We start from the raw sequence: 18,483 nt of genomic DNA on the forward strand, positions 1-18,483 counted from the left end.
CCGGCGGGGTCACGGCCGGCGGGGCAGCGGGCGTCCCGGTCGGTGCGGAGGCCGCCGCGGGCGCTCCGGACGCGGACCGGGGCACGCTGCGGCTGCGCCCCCGCGCCGCGGCGGACGCGAGGGCCGCGGCGCCGCTGTCCCGGCTCGTGGTCCTGGTGGACGATCTGGACGCCCTGGTGGCTCCGGCCCTGGGCAATCCGGGGCGGCCCGCCGCCGGTTCCGTGGTGCGCGCGCTCGAAGCGGTGGCCCGCGAGGGGCTGCGGCTCGGGGTCCACCTGGTGTGTGCGACGGGCCGTCCGGACCGCACGGCGCACACCGTCGCCGACCAGGGCTCGGCGTTGCGGGTCGCACTGGGCGGAGGGCCGGAGGCGGACTGCCCGCCGGGGCGCGGGGTGCTGCACCTGCCCGACGGTGCCTCGACGCCGTTCCAGGCCAGCCGCGTCACGGCGCGCATTCCCCGGACGGCCACCCAGCGTCCCACCGTGCAGCCACTGGACTGGGCCCGCGCGGGCGATCCCCCCACCCGGCGGCCGGTCCGCGAGCTGGGCAACGGGCCGACGGACCTGGCGCTGCTGGCCAGTGCGATCGAGCGCGCCGCGGCGGAGTCCGGCGCGGCACGCATACCACCACCGGGGTGACGGGGGGACCGCCCCCGGAGTGACGGGTGCCCACCGCCCGGGGTGGGTGGCGCTGCACCGCCGGAGTGATACCGGGCGCCGTGAGGGGCGCCCGGAAGACGCCCGGAGAGCCGAACCGGGGTGGGCCGGTCGGGTGGGAAACGCGGGGCGGTGGCCCAAATGGCCAGCCTCCGCATGCACGCCGCGCATTATCGGCTTAACAGACCGGCCCCATGATCGCGCCCACCCCTGGGATGTGTGCCGTGCCCCGCTTCAGCATCATCGTTCCCGCCCACCAGGCGCACGCCTACCTGCCCGAGTGCCTGGAATCCGTACTCACCCAGTCCTTCACCGACTTCGAGCTCATCGCGGTGGACGACGGCTCGGCCGACGCCTGCGGCGGGCTGTTCGCCGACGCGGCGGCCTCCGACCGGAGGGTGACGGTCCTGCGCCTGGAGGAACCGGGCGGGCCGGGCCCGGCCAGAAACGCCGGCGTGCTGCACGCCCGGGGCGGCTACGTGCTCTTCCTGGACAGCGACGACGCGCTCGCCCCCGGCGCCCTCCAGGCGATCGCCGACCGGCTGGAGGACACCGCCGAACCGGACGTCCTCGTCTTCGACCACGAACGGACCTTCTGGTACGGCCGCGTGGACCGCGGCGGCTCCTCCGGACTCCTGGGCCAGCGCGACCCCCAGGTCTTCCGGGCCCAGGACCGCCCCGCCCTCCTCCGGCTCCCCGCCGTGGCCTGGAACAAGGCCTACCGCCGGGAGTTCCTCCTCCGCCACCAGCTGCGCTTCCCGTCCGGAGCCTACGAAGGCGTCCCCTTCACCTGGCGCACCCTGCTGACCGCCGAGGCCGTCACCGTCCTCGACCGCGTCTGCGTCCAGCACCGCCGGCGCCGCAACGGCGGACTGCTGGCGGAGGCTCCGCGCCGCCACTTCGACGTCTTCGCCCAGTACGACCGCGTCTTCGCCTTCCTCGGCGAACACCGGCACCTCGCCCGGTGGCGCCCCGTGCTCTACCGCCGGATGAGCGACCACCTCACCTCCCTGATCCTCGCCCCCGGCCGGCTGCCCCGCACCAGCCGCTCCGAGTTCTTCCGGCGCAGCGGCAAGCAGTGCGCCCGCCACCGGGACGCCGCCGGGCGCACCGGCTTCCGGCACCTACTGCTCCGGCTCGGCGCCCGGCGCACCTTCCGGCTCGCCTGGGCCGCCGGCGGGCTCCGGCGACGTCTGCGGTCCGCCGCCCGCGCCGTACACGGCACGCTCGTCCGCGCGTACTACCGCGTCCAGGCACGCCGCCGCCTCGATCCCGGGCTCGCCGTCTTCACGGCACCGGGCGAGGGCGGCTACGCCGGCGACCCGGCGGCGCTGGAGGCCGCCGCCCGCAGGCTGATCCCAGGGCTGCGCACGACCTGGGTCGCGACGGCCGACCAGGCGGCCGGCCTGCCCCGGGGCGTCCGCCGCCTCCAGCCCGGCTCCGCCGCCCACCTGCGCGCCCTGGCCCGCGCCGCGTTCCTGGTGACCAGCGGGGACATCGAGCCGAGACCGCGCAAGCGTCCGGGGCAGACGGTCGTCCAGACGCACCGCGGCACCCCGCTGGGCCGCGAGGGCCTGGATCTGGGGGCCCCGCCGCTCGCCGGCCTCGGTACCGACTTCACCGAGCTCCTCGCCCGCATCGACGACTGGGACTACAGCCTCTCCGCGAACCGGCACGCCACGCTCGCCCGGGAACGGGCCTACCCCGGCCGGTACACGACGCTGGAGTACGGCGCCCCGCGCAACGACGTGCTCCACCAGGCCACCGCGGACGACGTCGCACGCATCCGCGCGGAGCTGGGCGTGCCCCCGGGCGTCGTCGCCGTCCTCTACGCCCCCGCCGAACGCCCCTACCTGCAGGGGCGTCCGCCGCGGCTGGACCTCGCCCGGCTCGCCCACGCCCTCGGGCCCGGGTACGTCATCCTCGACGGCAGCGCGCCCAGCGGCACGCACCGGTCGGCCGCCCGGCTGTGCCTGGCCGCCGACGCGCTCGTCACCGACTACGCGCCGCTGATGTTCGACTTCGCCAACCTCGACCGGCCCATCGTCATCCACGCCGACGACTGGGAGACGTACCGGGCGACGCAGGGCACGTACTTCGACCTGACGAGCGCGCCGCCCGGCCCGGTCGTGCGGGACCTGCCCGCCCTCGTGCGGCTCTTCCACGGCGGCGGCTGGCGCTCGGCGGCGGGAGCGGAGCTGCGCGCGGCGTTCCGCGCCCGCTTCTGCCCCTACGACGACGGTCACGCCGCCGAGCGCGTCGTGCGGGCCGTCTTCCTGGACGGGGCCGGGCTCGCCCCCGTCGTCCCGCTGGAGCAGCGCAGGCCCGCGCCCGCGCCGGCCGCCGCACCCCGCGTCGTCCGCCCGGCGGAGAGCCTGCGCTCCGCCCGGTCAAGCGTCTGACCCGCGCCCCCGCGGGGGCGCGACCGGCCACAGCGCCCCCTCAGGCAGCGACGTACCGGCGCGGACCCCCGGCACGGGCCGAACCCGGCGCCGGGGGTGCGCCCGCCGGCCCTGCGCCCTCGCGCAGGGCCGAGGAGCTAGCGGTTGCTGCGCAGGAGGGTGCGCATCGTCCGCATCGCCACGGACAGGTTCGCCAGGTCGAACGTCTCGGAGGTCTGGATCTCCTCCAGCGTCGCCCGGGCGCGGCCCAGGACCGCCGCGTTCTTCTCCTCCCACGCCTTGAAGCGCTGCTCCGGCGTGGCCGAGGCGTCCCCTGCGGCGAGCACGTCGGCGGTCAGGAGCTGGTGCGCGGCGTAGAGGTCCTCGCGGATGGCGGCCCGCGCCATCGACTGCCAGCGGTCGGCCCGCGGCAGCTCGCTGACGCGGTCCTGGAGCTGGGTGATGTTCAGCCGGTCGGCGAGGTCGTAGTAGACCTCGGCGACGTCCATGAGGTCCCGCCCGGTGCGGTCGGCGACGGCCACGATGTCCAGGGCCGGGAAGACCGAGGAGAACCCGGCGACGCGGCGGGCCAGGTCCGTCGGCACCCCGGCGGCCTCCAGCTCCTCGTGGATCGCCTCGAACCAGGCGAGGTCCTCGCCCTTGAGGAGGGCGGGGAGCTGCGCCCAGACGGCCTCCACGCGCTCGCTGAAGACCTCCACCGTCTCGGCGAGCAGCAGCGGCTGCGGCCGGTTGCCCAGCAGCCAGCGGGTCGCGCGCTCGACGAGGCGGCGGCTGTGCAGCCGGATGCGGGTCTGCGTCTCGGCCGCCACCTCGTTGTCCAGCGTCTCGACCTCGTCCCACACCATGGCCATGTCGAAGATCGCCCGGGCGGCGGTGTGGGCGCGCACGATCTCCTCGGTCGTGGCCCCGGTCTCCTCGCGCAGCCGGTGCAGCAACGTGGAGCCGCCCGTGTTCACCGTGTCGTTGGCCAGCATCGTGGTGACGATCTGACGGCGCAGCGCGTGGTGGTCGATCTCCTCGGGGAACCGCTCGCGCAGCGGACGCGGGAAGTACTGGTGGGCCAGGTCCCGCAGGTACGGGTCGTCCGGCAGGCCGGTGTCGGTCAGCGCCTCGGTGGTGGTGATCTTGGCGTAGGCCAGCAGCACGGCCAGCTCGGGCTGGGTCAGGCCTTGGCCGCTGGCCTGCCGCTCCCTGATCTGCCGGTCCGAGGGCAGGAACTCCAGCGACCGGTCGAGCCGGCCGGACCGGGTCAGGGCACGCAGGAACCGCGCGTGCGCCTGGAGCATGCCGGGCGCCGTCTCCAGCGCGCTGGCCAGGGCGACGTTCTGCGCGTAGTTGGTGCGCAGGACGATCTCGCCGACCTCGTCGGTCATCTCGGCCAGCAGCGCGTTGCGCTGCTTGACGGTCATGTCCCCGTTGCCCACCAAGGCGTTCAGCAGGATCTTGATGTTGACCTCGTGGTCCGAGGTGTCCACGCCCGCGCAGTTGTCGATCGCGTCGTTGTTGACCTTGCCGCCGCACATCGCGTACTCGATGCGGCCGAGCTGGGTGAGACCGAGGTTGCCGCCCTCGCCCACGACCTGGGCGCGCACCTCGCTGCCGTCCACCCGGATGGCGTCGTTGGCCTTGTCGCCGACGTCCTGGTGGCTCTCGGCGGAGGACTTCACGTAGGTGCCGATGCCACCGTTCCACAGCAGGTCCACCGGCGCCTGGAGGATGGCCCGCATCAGCTCCGGGGGCGTGAGCCTGTTCGCCGTCGTCTCCAGGCCGAGGGCCTCGCGCATCTGCGGCGAGACGGGGATGGACTTGGCCGTGCGCGGGAAGACGCCGCCGCCCGCGGAGATCTTCTCGGCGTCGTAGTCGGCCCAGGAGGAGCGCTGAAGCTCGAAGAGGCGGCGGCGCTCGGCGTAGGACGTGGCGGCGTCCGGGTCGGGGTCGACGAAGATGTGCCGGTGGTCGAAGGCGGCCACGAGCCGGATGTGCTCGCTCAGCAGCATCCCGTTGCCGAAGACGTCACCGGACATGTCGCCGACGCCGACGACGGTGAAGTCCTGCGTCTGGGTGTCGTGGCCCAGCTCCCGGAAGTGCCGCTTGACGGACTCCCAGGCGCCGCGCGCGGTGATGCCCATGCCCTTGTGGTCGTACCCGGCCGAGCCGCCCGAGGCGAAGGCGTCGCCCAGCCAGAAGCCGTAGGAGACGGCCACCTCGTTGGCGATGTCCGAGAACGTCGCGGTGCCCTTGTCGGCGGCGACGACGAGGTAGGTGTCGTCCTCGTCGTGCCGGACGACCTCCCTGGGCGGCAGCACGGCCCCGTTCACCAGGTTGTCGGTGATGTCGAGCATGCCGGAGATGAACGTGCGGTAGCAGGCGATGCCCTCCGCCAGCCAGGCGTCCCGGTCCTGCGCCGGGTCGGGCAGCCGCTTGCCGACGAACCCGCCCTTCGCGCCCACCGGGACGATGACCGTGTTCTTGACCTCCTGCGCCTTGACCAGCCCGAGGATCTCGGTGCGGAAGTCCTCCTTGCGGTCGGACCAGCGCAGGCCGCCACGGGCCACCTTGCCGAAGCGCAGGTGCACGCCCTCGACCCGCGGCGAGTAGACCCAGATCTCGTACGACGGCCGCGGTGCCGGCAGATCCGGGATCATCTGCGGGTCCAGCTTCATCGACACGTATCCGTGCAGCCCGCCGTCGTCGGTGTGCTGGAAGTAGTTGGTGCGCAGGGTGGCCTTGGTGACGGTGAGGAAGGAACGCAGCATGCGGTCCTCGTCCAGGTTGGCCACCTGGTCCAGCGCGCCGTCCAGCTCCTCCAGCAGCCCGTCGACGAGCTCCCGGCCCGCGTGCTGCCGCTCCGGGGCCAGCCGGGCCTCGAACAGGCTCACCAGCAGCCGGGTGGTGTGGACGTTGCGCCGGAGCGTCTCCTCCATCGTGGCCTGGCCGAACTTGGCGCCGGCCTGCCACAGGTAGCGGGCGTAGGCGCGCAGCACCATGGCCTGCCGCCAGGTCAGCCCGGCGGCGAGCACGAGGGCGTTGATGCCGTCGTTCTCGGCCTCGCCGCGCCAGACGGCGGCGAAGGTCTCCTGGAAGCGGCGGCGCGCGTCCTCGCCCAGCCCCTCGACGCTCGTCTCCGGCAGCCGCAGCCCGAAGTCGTAGATCCACGCCCGGTTGCCGTCCGCCGTGCGCAGCTCGTACGGCCGCTCGTCCACCACCTCGACGCCCATCGCCTGGAGGATGGGCAGAACGGCGGAGAGGGAAACCGGCTCGCCGGTGCGGTAGATCTTGAACCGGCGCTCCCCCGCCGCGGCGCCCACGGGCTCGTACAGGCTCAGGGCGAAGTCCTCGCCCGTCTCGTCGAGCTGGGCCAGGTGCTGGAGGTCGGCGACGGCGGCGCGGGGCGGGAAGTCGGCCTTGTAGCCCTCGGGGAAGGTATTGCCGCCGAGGGTGCCGAAGCGACGGTTCAGCTCGGCGGCCCGCTCCTCACCGCACTCGGCCACGAGCGCCTCCGCGAAGCCGTCCGCCCAGGAGCGGGCGGCCTCGGCGAGCCGGGCCTCGATCCGGTCGGCGTCGGCGTCGGTGAGGCGGCCGAGCCCGGTGCCCGGCTCGACCCGGATGACGAAGTGCAGCCGCGAGAGCACCGACTCGGTGTTCCACGCGGTGAAGTCGACGCTGGTGCCGCCCAGCTCCTCGGTGAGGATGTCGATGAGGCGCAGCCGCACGCCCGTGGTGTAGCGGTCGCGCGGGAGGTAGACGAGTGCCGAGTAGTAGCGCCCGTACTCGTCCTGGCGCAGGAACAGCCGCAGCCTGCGCCGCTCCTGGAGGTAGAGGACGGAGATGGCGATCGAGCGCAGCTCGTCCTCGGGAATCTGGAACAGCTCGTCGCGCGGGTAGGTCTCCAGGATCTGGAGGAGGTCCCGGCCGTCGTGGCTGTCGGGCGTGAAGCCCGCGTGCGAGAGGACGGCCTCGACCTTGCGGCGGATGACGGGGATCTGCCGGACGGACTCCACGAAGGCGGAGGCGGCGAAGAGGCCGAGGAAGCGGCGTTCACCGACGACGTTGCCCTCGGCGTCGAACTTCTTCACGCCGACGTAGTCGAGGTACGAGGAGCGGTGCACGGTGGCGCGGCTGTTGGCCTTGGTCAGGACGAGCAGCCTGCGCTCGTGCGCCTTGGCGCGTGCGTCGGGGGTGAGCCGGCTGAAGGACGACGAGACGGGGTGCCCGTCGTCGTCGGTGGTGTGCGTGGGGTCCGCGCGCAGGATGCCGAGGCCGGTGCCGGGCACGGACCTGAGCGCGTCCTCCGGCTCCCCGGACTCGCCGCTGACCTGCTCCAGCTCGTACTCGCGGTAGCCGAGGAAGGTGAACCGGTCGTCCGCGAGCCAGCGCAGCAGCGCCTGGGCCTCGCCGATCTCCTCGTCCGAGAGGTCGTTCGTGGGCTCCTGCGGCAGCCCGTCGGCGATGGCCAGGGCCGCGCCGCGCATCTTGTGCCAGTCCTCCACGGCCTCGCGCACATCGGACAGGACGCGGCGCAGGTCGAGGGTGATCTGCTGCAGGTCGGTCGCGTCCGTCTCCCGGTCGATCTCGACGTGGATCCAGGACTCGGTGACGGCGTCCGGCGGCAGCTGTTCCGGTGTGTGGGTGCTCGGCCGCTGGGAGAGCGGGTCCCGCCCGGCGTCCAGCACCTCCAGCAGCTTGCCGGTGACGTCCCGGCGGACGATGACCTGCGGGTGGATCACGACGTGGATGCCCCGGCCCTCGCGGGTCAGCTCGTTGGTGACCGAGTCGACCAGGAAGGGCATGTCGTCGGTGACGACCTCCACGACCGTGTGCGTGCAGGTCCAGCCGTTCTCCTCGACGCTGGGCGTGTAGACGCGGACGTTCGCCGTGCCCTGCGGACGCTGCTGGGCGAGCCGGTGGTGCGAGAGAGCGGCGCCCAGGACGTCGACCGGCTCGCGGTCGTCGAGGTCCTCGGGCGCCGTGTGCAGGTAGTAGCGCTGGAGATACGCCTCCAGGGCCTCCGGTTCGAGCCCCTGCGCCGGGAGGCTCCCGGTGGGGCTGCCTTCGGCGGCCTGGGCGGCTCGCCCGAGCAGATCGGCCTTGGCTTCGTCCAGCTTGGTCTGCATGTCCTCTGGCTCCTGTCGCGCGCCGTTGCGTGACGTCAGATGGGGGATTCCGCTGTTACAGGGCATGACGCCGAGACCCTCACGGGCCGTTCCAGTTCGACGGTATGCCGGAAAACTCGACCAGCGAGCGGTGCTGCCTCGCGCCGACGGTGGCGGAAGGCGGGGAGGGCGCCATCGCCTGCGTCCCCGGGCACGGATATCGCGCTGATCACGTAGGTAAGGCTATCGCTCCGGACCGGGGCGGCGTCATGGGCCGTATGTGTACAAAAGCAGGACCCGAACTTTGACGTTCTGGACAGAGACGGAGAGCAGGCGGCGTGGGCGCGTGTCAACGGGCGAGGCGCTCGGCCGCGTCGACCGCGTCGGCCAGCGTGTCCACCACCGGAACCCCGGCCCCCTCCAGGCTGGCCCGGCTGTGCGAGCCGCCGGTGTACAGCACCGCCCGCGCGCCGACGTGCCGGGCGGCCAGCGCGTCGTCGAGAGCGTCACCTATGACGACGGTGCGGGACGGCTCCACGTCCGTCAGCGAGCGCAGGTGCCCGGCCATGTGCCGTGCCTTGCCGTGCCCCGCCAGGGGAGTGGCCAGGCCGTCCACCCGGGTGAAGTGCCCCTCGATGCCGTGTTTGCGCACGAGCGGCACGAGGTGGTCGTGCGGGGCCAGGGAGCACAGCGACTGCGTGCCTCCGGCGGCCTGCCGGGCGGCCAGCAGCTCGGCGGCGCCGAGCGTCAGCGTCACCGTGTCCACGCGGTCGAAGTAGTGGCGGTGGAACAGCTCGTTCAGGTGGGCGAACTCCTCCTCCGAGGGGACCCGGCCCGTGAGCTTCTCGTAGAAGCGCGGCACCGGCACGGTGTACAGCTCGCGGTAGCGCTCCAGCGTGATCGGCTCCATGCCGACCTCGGCGAAGGCGAGGTTCGTCGCCTCGATCACCGCGTCGATGTCGTGCAGGAGCGTGCCGTTCCAGTCCCACACGATGTGAATGGTGTCTCCACGCATGCTCCCGACCGTACCCGGCAGCGCCGACAGGCGGGGAGTCCGGGCGACCGCACCCGCACCGCCGCCGCGTCGGACGCGGTCAGCGACGCGCGGCTGTCACAGCAGCTGGTCCAGCTCCTGCGTCGCGTACCAGAGCAGCTCGTGGCCGTCGGCGCCCTCCACCGTGAGGCGCGCGTCCTCGTCCCCGGCGTCCGCCGCCGGGAGCGCCCGCGCGGCCGCGCCGACATCCGCCGTCGCGTCCCCGGCGTCCACGTGCAGGGCCGCCACCCTCGACAGCGGGATCGCGGCCGCCATCCGTACCCGGCCGAGCGCTCCGGCCCCCTCGTCGGCACCCTCGCCTGCGCCCTCGTCGTCCCAGGACACCGCGCGGTCGGCGACGTCCGCCGCCAGCACCACCCGGCGCCGGGGCGCGTCCGGCTCGTCGGCGAGCAATCGCAGTGAGCCCAGCGCCGCCTGGCCGAGCGCGGCGTACTCCAGCTCCTCCAAGTCGTCGGAGACGTACCACGCGCGCAGCGCCGGAGTGACCGCGAAGGCCGTCAGCGGGGCGGGGCCGAGCTCGCCCTGCCGGTGCGCCAGCGCCAGCCGGGGCAGGGTCAGGGGGACGTAGAGGCGCATGAACTGCCGCTTTCGTGTGAGGCCGTCGTACGGGCTGTCCGTCAGGATACGGCCACCGGGGCGCGACCCCGGCCCGGCGCACACGCTCCCCGCGCAGGTCAGCCCCGTAGCAGGTCAAAGGGCGCCGCCCCGGCCCCGGAACGGGTGACGGGCCGCCGCGGCGAGCACGCCCGCAACCCGCGCTTGCCACATGGTGACGCCACGGATACAAAGAGCGACGAGAAAGCTACTGGCCAGTAGCAACGTGCCCGTCAACCTGCACACACGGGGAAACACCATGACCACCGCCCACACCGTCCGCCCGCCGGGCCGCCGCGACAGCCGCCGCCCCGCACGGTCCACCCTCGCCGCTCCGCGCCGCAGCGCCCGCGACCGGCTCCCGCACTACTGGTTCGCACATCGTCTGCTGCTCGTACTCAGCGGCAGGCGTCCCGTACACAGCCTCCTGGGCCATGTCACCGGAGCCGCCTACGACGACCTCGTCCGCCTCGCGCCACGGGCCCCGCTCGCCACCGGAGCACCGGCCCACGGGCCGGTGCTCCTCCAGGTCGGAGCCTCCACCCCCAGCCAGGGCGCCCTGGAGGCCTTCGCCCGCGTCCGCACGGGGGACCGCACCCGGGCCCTCGCCTTCCGGCTGGAACGCACCCCCGCCCGCCGCTGGCGGTGCTCCGCCGTGGAGCTCGACGTCGACTGCCGGGCCTGACCCCTTCGCCGCCGGCCGGCATGACGACGGGGCCGGACGCGCTCTCCGCGCCCGGCCCCGGTCCGCCCCTCCGCCTGCCGCGGCGGGGCTGCCCTCACTTCTTGCGGCGGCGGCCCCCGCTCTTCTGCGCCTTGCGGCGCTCGGCCCGCGTCATGCCGTCACCCGCGGAGCGCGTCCCCGGCTCGGCGTCCTCCACCGCGAAGTCGCCCTCGACGACGCCGCCTTCGCCGTCCACCTTGGGAGCGGTGAAGTGCAGCCGGTCCGGCCGCTGCGGAGCCTCCAGGCCCTTGGCGCGGATCGCCGGACGGGCGCCCGCCGGGACGGCCTCCTTCGGGGCCTCCTCCCGGGCCGCCGCCGGCCGCTCCTGCACCGGGACCTCCTCGACCTGCCGCTCGACCTGCACCTCCAGGTTGAACAGATAGCCGACGGACTCCTCCTTGATGCCGTCCATCATGGCCTGGAACATGTCGTAGCCCTCCCGCTGGTACTCGACCAGCGGGTCCTTCTGGGCCATGGCCCGCAGCCCGATGCCCTCCTGCAGGTAGTCCATCTCGTAGAGGTGCTCGCGCCACTTGCGGTCCAGCACGGACAGCACGACGCGGCGCTCCAGCTCGCGCATGATCTCCGAGCCGAGCTCCTTCTCCCGCTCGTCGTACTGCGCGTGGATGTCCTCCTTGACGGCCTCGATCAGGAACTCGGCGGTCAGGCCCTCGCGGTCCCCCACCTCGTCCTCCAGCTCGGCCACCGTCACGGAGACCGGGTAGAGCTGCTTGAACGCGCCCCACAGCCGGTCGAGGTCCCACTCCTCGGCGAAGCCCTCGACCGTCTCGGCCTGGACGTATGCCTCGATCGTGTCGTCCATGAAGTGCCGCACCTGCTCGTGCAGGTCCTCGCCCTTCAGGACGCGGCGGCGCTCTCCGTAGATGACCTCGCGCTGCCGGTTGAGCACCTCGTCGTACTTGAGGACGTTCTTACGGATCTCGAAGTTCTGCTGCTCGACCTGGGACTGGGCGGAGGCGATGGCACGGGTGACCATCTTGTTCTCGATCGGCACGTCGTCGGGGACGTTCGCCATGGCCATCACGCGTTCGACCATCTGGGCCTTGAACAGCCGCATCAGGTCGTCGCCCAGCGAGAGGTAGAAGCGGGACTCACCCGGGTCTCCCTGGCGACCACTGCGGCCGCGCAGCTGGTTGTCGATACGGCGCGACTCGTGCCGCTCGGTACCCAGCACGTAGAGACCGCCGAGCCGCTTCACCTCGTCGTGCTCCGCCTTCACGGCCTCCTCCGCCCGCTCCAGGGCGGCGGGGAGCGCGGCGGCCCACTCCTCGATGTGCTCCTCCGGGTCGTAGCCCTTGGCGCGCAGCTCGCCTTCCGCGATGGCCTCCGGACTGCCCCCGAGCTGGATGTCGGTACCACGGCCCGCCATGTTCGTGGCCACGGTGACGGCGCCCTGACGGCCCGCCTCGGCCACGATGTGAGCCTCCCGCTCGTGGTTCTTCGCGTTCAGCACCTGGTGCTTCACACCGCGCTTCGTGAGCTGCTGCGAGAGGTACTCGGACTTCTCCACCGAGGTCGTGCCGACGAGGATCGGCTGCCCCTTCGCGTGCTTCTCGACGATGTCCTCCACCACCGCGTCGAACTTGGCGACCTCGGTGCGGTAGATCAGGTCCGCCTGGTCCTTGCGGATCATCGGCTTGTTGGTGGGGATCGGCACCACGCCGAGCTTGTAGATCTGGTGGAACTCGGCGGCCTCGGTCATCGCCGTACCGGTCATGCCGGAGAGCTTGTTGTAGAGGCGGAAGAAGTTCTGGAGGGTGATCGTGGCGAGCGTCTGGTTCTCGTCCTTGATCTCCACCCCCTCCTTCGCCTCGATCGCCTGGTGCATGCCCTCGTTGTAGCGGCGACCGGCGAGGATACGGCCCGTGTGCTCGTCGACGATCATGACTTCGCCGTCCATGACGACGTAGTCCTTGTCCTTCTTGTACAGCTCCTTGGCCTTGATGGCGTTGTTGAGATAACCGACGAGCGGGGTGTTCACGGACTCGTACAGGTTGTCGATGCCGAGCCAGTCCTCGACGCGGGCCACGCCCTGCTCGTGGATACCGACGGTGCGCTTCTTCTCGTCGATGTCGTAGTCGCCCGTCTCCGGCTTCTGCAGCCGGACGTCGGCGGGCTCGCCCTTCTCCAGCCGCTTGGCGAGCTTCGCGAAGTCGGCGTACCACTTGGTGGCCGAGTCGGCGGGGCCGGAGATGATCAGCGGGGTGCGGGCCTCGTCGACGAGGATCGAGTCCACCTCGTCGACGATGGCGAAGTTGTGGCCGCGCTGGACGAGCTCCTCCTGCGACCACGCCATGTTGTCGCGCAGGTAGTCGAAGCCGAACTCGTTGTTCGTGCCGTAGGTGATGTCGCAGGCGTACTGGGCCCGCCGCTGCGCCGGGGTCATGTTGGCGACGATGCAGCCGACGTCCAGACCGAGGAACTTGTGGACGCGTCCCATCTGCTCGGAGTCGCGCTGGGCCAGGTAGTCGTTGACGGTGATGAGGTGCACACCGTCCCCGGACAGGGCGTTGAGATAGGCGGGCAGGGTACCGACGAGCGTCTTGCCCTCACCCGTCTTCATCTCCGCCACGTACCCGAGGTGCAGCGCCGCGCCGCCCATGATCTGGACGTCGTAGTGGCGCTGGCCGAGGACGCGCTTCGCGGCCTCACGGACCGTCGCGAAGGCCTCGGGCAGCAGGTCGTCCAGGGACTCGCCGTCCGCGTACCGCTCCTTGTACTCGTCGGTCAGGGCCCGCAGCTCGGCGTCGGAGAGGTCGAGGAAGTCCTCTTCGATGGAATTCACCTGGTCCGCGATGCGGTGCAGCTTGCGCAGGATCTTGCCTTCGCCTGCACGCATGAGCTTGTTGAAGACGGACACTGGGGATGGTCTCCTTGCCGGTAGGCCTGGCACGGTGGTGCGATGCTTGGCTGTTCCCTCTCCCTGCCGAGGGCTGTACCGCACCGGCCATCGTATGCGAGGGGCGCGTGCCCCTGTACCCCCAACGTGCCGGGCCCTCCGAAGGTGCCGTTCGCGGTCAGCCGCGCGGCCTGAGTGGGCCAACGGCAGAATGCGGACATGCAACCCGTCACCCTCACCACCGAGCGCCTGCTCCTGCGTCCCTTCGCCCCGCGTGACGTGGAGCCCGTCCACGCCGCCTGCCAGGACCCGGAGATCCCGCGCTGGACGCAGGTGCCGCAGCCGTACGAGCGCCGGCACGCCGAGGACTTCCTCCTGAACGTCTGCCCGGCCGGGTGGCGGGACGGCACGGTCTACACGTTCGGGGTGTTCACGCGCGCGGGCGCCCTGGTCGGCTCCATGGGGCTGGTGCGCGCCGCACGGCTGCACACCGAGGACCGCACGGCCGAGCTTGGCTACTGGACGGCCCCGGAGCAGCGCGGACAGGGCTACACCGTGGAGGCCGCCCGGGCCGTCGTCGACTGGGCCTTCACCTCGCTGGGCGCCGAGCGGCTGGAGTGGTACGCCCACGTGGGCAACGAGGCGTCCCGGGCTGTGGCGCTGCGCGTCGGCTTCGTGATGGAGGGCGTCCACCGGGCCCGGACCGTCCACCGGGGTGAGCGCCGGGACGACTGGTCCGCCTCACTGCTGCCCGCCGACTGGGGCAGGACGAGCCCGACGCCCTACACGGCCACGCCGCCTCCGGCCTGAACCGGCGCACCCCGCGCCGGGCCGGCCCGGAGTCCCGAACCCCTGCCGCGCCGGGCTGCGTTGTCAGTGGCCCGGCCTACGGTGTGGGCATGACGCCAGCGCCCGCTCCCCAGCTCGCCCTCTCCGCCGACGACGCACGGCGCATCGCCCTTCGCGCCCAGGGCTTTCTCGGCGCGCCCGACCGCCGGGCGGGGGTGCGCGGCGTCCTGCGCAAGCTCGGCGCGGTACAGCTCGACACGATCTCGGTACTGGCCCGCTCGCACGAGCTGATCCCCTACGCACGGCTCGGCGCCGTGGACCGCTCGGCGGTGGAGGAGGCCTACTGGTCCGAGGGGCACGCCTTCGAGTACTGGTCGCACGCCGCCTGCATCCTGCCCGTCGAGGAGTGGCCGTGCTTCGCCTTCCGGCGGCGGGCACGGCGGGCGGCCGGCCACCGCTGGCACCGGCTGGCGGAACGGGACGCCGCCTGCGCCCGGGTGCGGGACCGGCTCACGGCGGACGGCCCGCTGACCGCCTCCGCACTGGGCGGGGCGAAGAACGGCGGCCTGTGGTGGGACTGGTCGGACACCAAGATCGCCGTCGAGTGGCTGCTTGACGTGGGCGAGGTCGTCTGCACCGAACGGCGCGGCTGGAAGCGCGTCTACGACCTGGCCGAGCGGGCCGTGCCGGGCGAGCTGTTCCACGACGACCTGACGGACGAGGAGTGCCTGCGCCGCCTGGTCACCCAGGCGGGAGCCGCCCTCGGGGTGGCCACGCGGGCCGATCTCGCCGACTACCACCGGCTGCGCGGCGCCCAGGTCGACGCCGTGATCGGCGACACCCCGCTGGTTCCGGTCGAGGTCGAGGGCTGGGGCAAGCCCGCCTGGGCCGACCCGGCGGCCCTCGACCGGCCCCCGCGCGGGCGGCACCGCACCACGCTGCTCTCCCCCTTCGACTCCCTGATCTGGGACCGCCCGCGCACGGAGCGGATCTTCGACTTCACCCACCGCCTGGAGGCCTACGTGCCCAGGCCGAAGCGGGTGCACGGCTACTTCGCGATGCCGCTGCTGGCGGGAGGCAGGCTCGTGGGCCGCGTCGACCCGGCCCGCGAGGGGCGGACGCTGGTGGCCCGCCAGGTCTCGATGGAGTCCCGGGGCGCGGTGGCTCCCATGGCCGGCGCTCTGCGGGAGGCGGCGAGTTGGGTGGGCTGCGAGGACATACGGATCGAGCGCTGCGACGACGGCGCGCTGGCGGCGGCGCTCACGGCGGAGTTGCGCGCCTAGGTCCCGTCTGACACTTCCCGCCGGGGCCGCGACGCGAGTGGTGGAAAGGGCCTGGCCGAGATCCGCTGAGCCCGCGACTCCCGGGCGGGCAGGCCCGGGCTCAGCGGATCTCGAGGATCTTCTCCCGCATCGCGTAGACGACGGCCTCCATCCTGGAGTGCAGTTGGAGCTTCTCCAGGATGTTGCGCACGTGGTTCTTCACGGTGTTCTCGCTGATGTACAGCTCTTTCGCGATGTCCCGGTTGTTCATCCCGGTAGCCACGAGCTTGAGGACCTCCAGCTCGCGGTCCGTGAGCCGGGGAGCCGGTACGAGCTTGCTCTCGTCGGTGCGCTGGATCATCGACTTGAACTCGGTCAGCAGCTTGGCGGCCATGGAGGGGCTGATCTGCGACTGGCCGTCCGCGACGGCCCGGATGGCGGCGCAGACCTCGTCGGTGGAGATCTCCTTCAGCAGATAGCCCGTGGCACCCGCCTTGATCGCGTCGTAGAGGTCGGCCTCCTCGTCACTGATCGTCAGCATCACGATCTTCGCGCTGGGGACGACCTCCTTGATGGCCGTGCAGGCCTCGATGCCTCCGCGCCGGGGCATGCGCACGTCCATCAGGACGATGTCGGGCAGCAGATCGGCCGCCTTCTCCACGGCCTCGGCCCCGTCTCCGGCCTCGCCGACGACCTGGATGTCCTCCTCCGTCTGGAGCACGATTTCCAGCCCTCGGCGGAAGAGCTCGTGATCGTCGACGACGAGTACACGGACCGGCTCACACCCCCCACGCCGCCCGGCCTCCTCGGCGGTGGCCATGGTGCCGGCCTGCCCACCGAGGGGCATCGTGGGCCCGAAGCTGTCCGCCATCGTTCCTCCCCCTGCTGCCCATGCCCGGTCGGCGCCAACCGGGCTGGGCACCTGGCCGGTTGGCGGTGAGGCTCATGCTATCCGGGGCCCGCGACGCCGCGGGGCAGCCGAACCGGCAGCCGACCGCATCGCACGCCACCGCGCCCCCGGGAGGACACGTACGCCCTCCCGAGGACGCGGGCGGCGCCCATCATCGCCGCAGGCGGCTCAGCCGCCGAGAGAACCACCCGCGCCCGGCGGGATCTCCTCGGCGAAGGGGTCCGGATTCAGATGGATGACCCCGTAGTCATACGCGTGCCGCCGGTAGACCACGCTCGGCAGCTTGGTGTCGGAGTCGATGAAGAGATAGAAGTCGTGCCCCACCAACTCCATCTCGTACAGCGCCTGGTCGAGGGTCATCGGCGCAGCGTTGTGGGTCTTCTCCCGGCAGATCAGGGGACCTTCGCCCTGAACCTCCAGCGGGCCCACCTTCTTCGTGGACGGGGCCGCCTCGACGTCGGCCTCGAAAGCACCCAGCTCGCCGTTGCCGTTGAGGGTGGCGACGCCGGGCACCCGTGTGGGGACCTCGGCGGCCGGAATTCGGGCGGCACCTCGTCGGGAGGTGCGCCGGTCGTGCCGGCGCCGCAGTCGCTCTTCCAGCTTCTCCGCCGCCAGGTCGAGTGCCGCGTAGGGGTCGGTCGCCGCCGCCTCGGCCCGAATGACCGGGCCGCGGTGCCGGAGAGTGATCTCCACGCGGTCGGAACGGTCGGCCTGACGAGGGTTGTGCTCCTTGGACACCTCAACGTCCAAGCGGGTCACTTTGGCGTCGAGCTTCTGAACCTTCTCGATGTTCAGCTTCTCGGTCACGTGCTTGCGGAACCGCTCGGGTACCTGTGTCTTACGGCCCTTGACGACGATGTCCACGCAGAACTCCGTTCCCGGACTGCCACGTCACGTGCGACGCGGCACGTCCTTTGTGCACTGAGGCCGGACGGTTCCGGGGCTGACCGGTCACCCTCCGGCGCTACGTCGGGTTGCGACTTCCACCTCCTTCTCCCCCATCGGGAAGATCGCCACCCACTCGCGAAGAGAGGCGACCGGTGAGGACCGGCTGGGTGTGGCATCGCCACACGACTCCGTTTCGAGGGAAACCGAGGTCGGAGCCCCGGCTTCCTCTCTACCGAACGTACCCCGAGTGCGGGACAGTCGGCACCCCCTACCGATGCGTACCCCTCATGAGCTGTCCTCTTGCTGTTCTCTGCTGTGTTCCCCCGGCGCCCCGGTGGCGCCGGTAGCGCATTCCCTGCCCAGACGGCGTCCCGGTCATGCGTCGGGACCTCCCACCGATTCCCCGCACGGGCGCTCACAGGGGCCCCGGGGCGCCGGGAGGGGCGCGTCCGCCACGACCGCGGCGCCCACGACCCTGCCGCCCACCGCCGTGAGAGCACGCGCCGCCTCGGCCAGCGTGGCTCCGGTCGTCACAAGGTCGTCCACGAGGACGAGCGGGCCCGCCCCGAGGAGCCCGGCGGCCGCGGCGGGTACGCGGAGCGCCCCGTCGACGTTGTGTCGCCGCTGCTCCGGGCTCAGCCCCGCCTGGTCGACCACGGCGCGGCGCGGCCGCAGGACGGCGCACACCCTGGCCGAGACACCGCCCCGGCGCAGCTCGGCCGCGGCGACCCGGGCCAGGCGGTGCACCGGGTCGTGTCCGCGGGCGGCGACGGCCCGCCGGGCTGACGGCACCGGCACCAGCAGCGCCGGGGCGCCCACCGCCCCTCCGGCGGAGAGCAGCGCCCGGACCGCCCCCGCCAGGGCCGCACCGAGCGGCCGGGCGAGCCGCAGGGCTCCGCGTTCCTTGTGCGCGAGCAGAAGCGCGCGCACCTCGTCCGCATAGGGACCGGCCGCGTACACCGGAGGAAGCCACGGCGGGTACGGCTCGGCTCCCGTGGGACGCCAGCCGTGCACCGGCCCCGCGCCCGGAGCCCGGCCACACCGCGCGCACAGGCCCGTCCGCGCGGCCCCGCATCCGGCGCACTCGGCGGAGAGCAGCATGTCGGCCAGCTCCTGCCACCAGCCCCGCCAGGCGTCCCACGACGCGGGCCGGCGCGCACCCCGCACGACACGTCCGGCCACTCGCCCTGCCGCCCACCCCGCCGCACGTCCCGCCGCGTGTCCCGTCGGCAAGCAGTCACTCATTCCGCC

11 protein-coding genes and 1 pseudogene are annotated in these 18,483 nt (G+C 72.7%); 5 read left to right on the plus strand and 7 right to left on the minus strand.

All coding sequences use genetic code 11. The features are described 5' to 3' along the window. Both HPT28_RS23235 and HPT28_RS23240 read left to right on the plus strand, forming a co-directional pair. Positions 1–638: pseudogene (locus HPT28_RS23235) on the plus strand (cell division protein FtsK); the annotation flags it as partial. A gap of 242 nt (positions 639–880) precedes the next feature. Beyond that, the gene (locus HPT28_RS23240; protein WP_219093205.1) at positions 881–3,058 is read left to right on the plus strand and encodes a CDP-glycerol glycerophosphotransferase family protein; all 2,178 of its coding nucleotides are present in this window, start codon (positions 881–883) and stop codon (positions 3,056–3,058) included. A 137-nt stretch (positions 3,059–3,195) separates the two neighbouring features. Here HPT28_RS23240 and HPT28_RS23245 read toward each other — a convergent pair whose 3' ends face one another. From HPT28_RS23245 to HPT28_RS23255, 3 genes are all read right to left on the minus strand, one after another. Continuing rightward, a complete protein-coding gene (locus tag HPT28_RS23245) occupies positions 3,196–8,172 on the minus strand; it encodes an NAD-glutamate dehydrogenase (protein WP_219093207.1) in 4,977 nt (1,658 codons plus the stop codon). A 328-nt stretch (positions 8,173–8,500) separates the two neighbouring features. Next, positions 8,501–9,166, minus strand: coding sequence for an HAD family hydrolase (locus HPT28_RS23250; protein ID WP_219093209.1), 666 nt, complete (start codon positions 9,164–9,166; stop codon positions 8,501–8,503). 96 nt (positions 9,167–9,262) lie between these two features. Continuing rightward, entirely contained in the window at positions 9,263–9,781 is a 519-nt protein-coding gene (locus HPT28_RS23255; protein WP_219093211.1) for a hypothetical protein, read from the minus strand. Positions 9,782–10,058: 277 nt separating this feature from the next. Here HPT28_RS23255 and HPT28_RS23260 point away from each other — a divergent pair, with 277 nt between their 5' ends. Beyond that, the gene (locus HPT28_RS23260; protein ID WP_219093213.1) at positions 10,059–10,484 is read left to right on the plus strand and encodes an Rv3235 family protein; all 426 of its coding nucleotides are present in this window, start codon (positions 10,059–10,061) and stop codon (positions 10,482–10,484) included. A gap of 94 nt (positions 10,485–10,578) precedes the next feature. Here HPT28_RS23260 and secA read toward each other — a convergent pair whose 3' ends face one another. Continuing rightward, a complete protein-coding gene (gene secA, locus HPT28_RS23265) occupies positions 10,579–13,404 on the minus strand; it encodes a preprotein translocase subunit SecA (RefSeq protein WP_219093215.1) in 2,826 nt (941 codons plus the stop codon). Between the two features lie 198 nt (positions 13,405–13,602). On the opposite strand from secA, the gene HPT28_RS23270 reads away from it, so the two are divergent. Both HPT28_RS23270 and HPT28_RS23275 read left to right on the plus strand, forming a co-directional pair. Further along, positions 13,603–14,193: a GNAT family N-acetyltransferase gene (locus tag HPT28_RS23270; RefSeq protein ID WP_219093217.1), complete on the plus strand. Its 591-nt coding sequence runs from the start codon at positions 13,603–13,605 to the stop codon at positions 14,191–14,193. Between the two features lie 89 nt (positions 14,194–14,282). Next, complete coding sequence (locus HPT28_RS23275) at positions 14,283–15,455, plus strand: winged helix-turn-helix domain-containing protein (RefSeq protein WP_219093220.1); 1,173 nt, start codon at positions 14,283–14,285, stop codon at positions 15,453–15,455. A gap of 100 nt (positions 15,456–15,555) precedes the next feature. On the opposite strand, the gene HPT28_RS23280 is transcribed toward HPT28_RS23275, so the two are convergent. The 3 genes from HPT28_RS23280 to HPT28_RS23290 all read right to left on the minus strand — a co-directional run bounded on the left by HPT28_RS23280 (position 15,556) and on the right by HPT28_RS23290 (position 18,333). After that, positions 15,556–16,305 carry a response regulator transcription factor gene (locus HPT28_RS23280; protein WP_219093223.1) on the minus strand — a complete coding sequence of 250 codons (750 nt, stop codon included), beginning with the start codon at positions 16,303–16,305 and terminating at the stop codon, positions 15,556–15,558. Between the two features lie 207 nt (positions 16,306–16,512). Continuing rightward, positions 16,513–17,208, minus strand: coding sequence for a ribosome hibernation-promoting factor, HPF/YfiA family (gene hpf / locus HPT28_RS23285; protein ID WP_219093225.1), 696 nt, complete (start codon positions 17,206–17,208; stop codon positions 16,513–16,515). 399 nt (positions 17,209–17,607) lie between these two features. After that, complete coding sequence (locus HPT28_RS23290) at positions 17,608–18,333, minus strand: ComF family protein (protein WP_219093244.1); 726 nt, start codon at positions 18,331–18,333, stop codon at positions 17,608–17,610. Positions 18,334–18,483: the final 150 nt, after the last annotated feature.

Origin of the sequence: Streptomyces sp. JJ38 (assembly GCF_019303475.1) — a bacterium.
Classification (GTDB): Bacteria; Actinomycetota; Actinomycetes; order Streptomycetales; family Streptomycetaceae; genus Streptomyces.

Coding starts and splice junctions, on each gene's coding strand:
- HPT28_RS23245 (WP_219093207.1), bottom strand. CDS start 8,172: ATGCAGACCAAGCTGGACGAAGCCAAGGCCGATCTGCTCGGGCGAGCC.
- HPT28_RS23250 (WP_219093209.1), bottom strand. CDS start 9,166: ATGCGTGGAGACACCATTCACATCGTGTGGGACTGGAACGGCACGCTC.
- HPT28_RS23255 (WP_219093211.1), bottom strand. CDS start 9,781: ATGCGCCTCTACGTCCCCCTGACCCTGCCCCGGCTGGCGCTGGCGCAC.
- HPT28_RS23260 (WP_219093213.1), top strand. CDS start 10,059: ATGACCACCGCCCACACCGTCCGCCCGCCGGGCCGCCGCGACAGCCGC.
- HPT28_RS23270 (WP_219093217.1), top strand. CDS start 13,603: ATGCAACCCGTCACCCTCACCACCGAGCGCCTGCTCCTGCGTCCCTTC.
- HPT28_RS23275 (WP_219093220.1), top strand. CDS start 14,283: ATGACGCCAGCGCCCGCTCCCCAGCTCGCCCTCTCCGCCGACGACGCA.
- HPT28_RS23280 (WP_219093223.1), bottom strand. CDS start 16,305: ATGGCGGACAGCTTCGGGCCCACGATGCCCCTCGGTGGGCAGGCCGGC.
- HPT28_RS23290 (WP_219093244.1), bottom strand. CDS start 18,333: ATGCTGCTCTCCGCCGAGTGCGCCGGATGCGGGGCCGCGCGGACGGGC.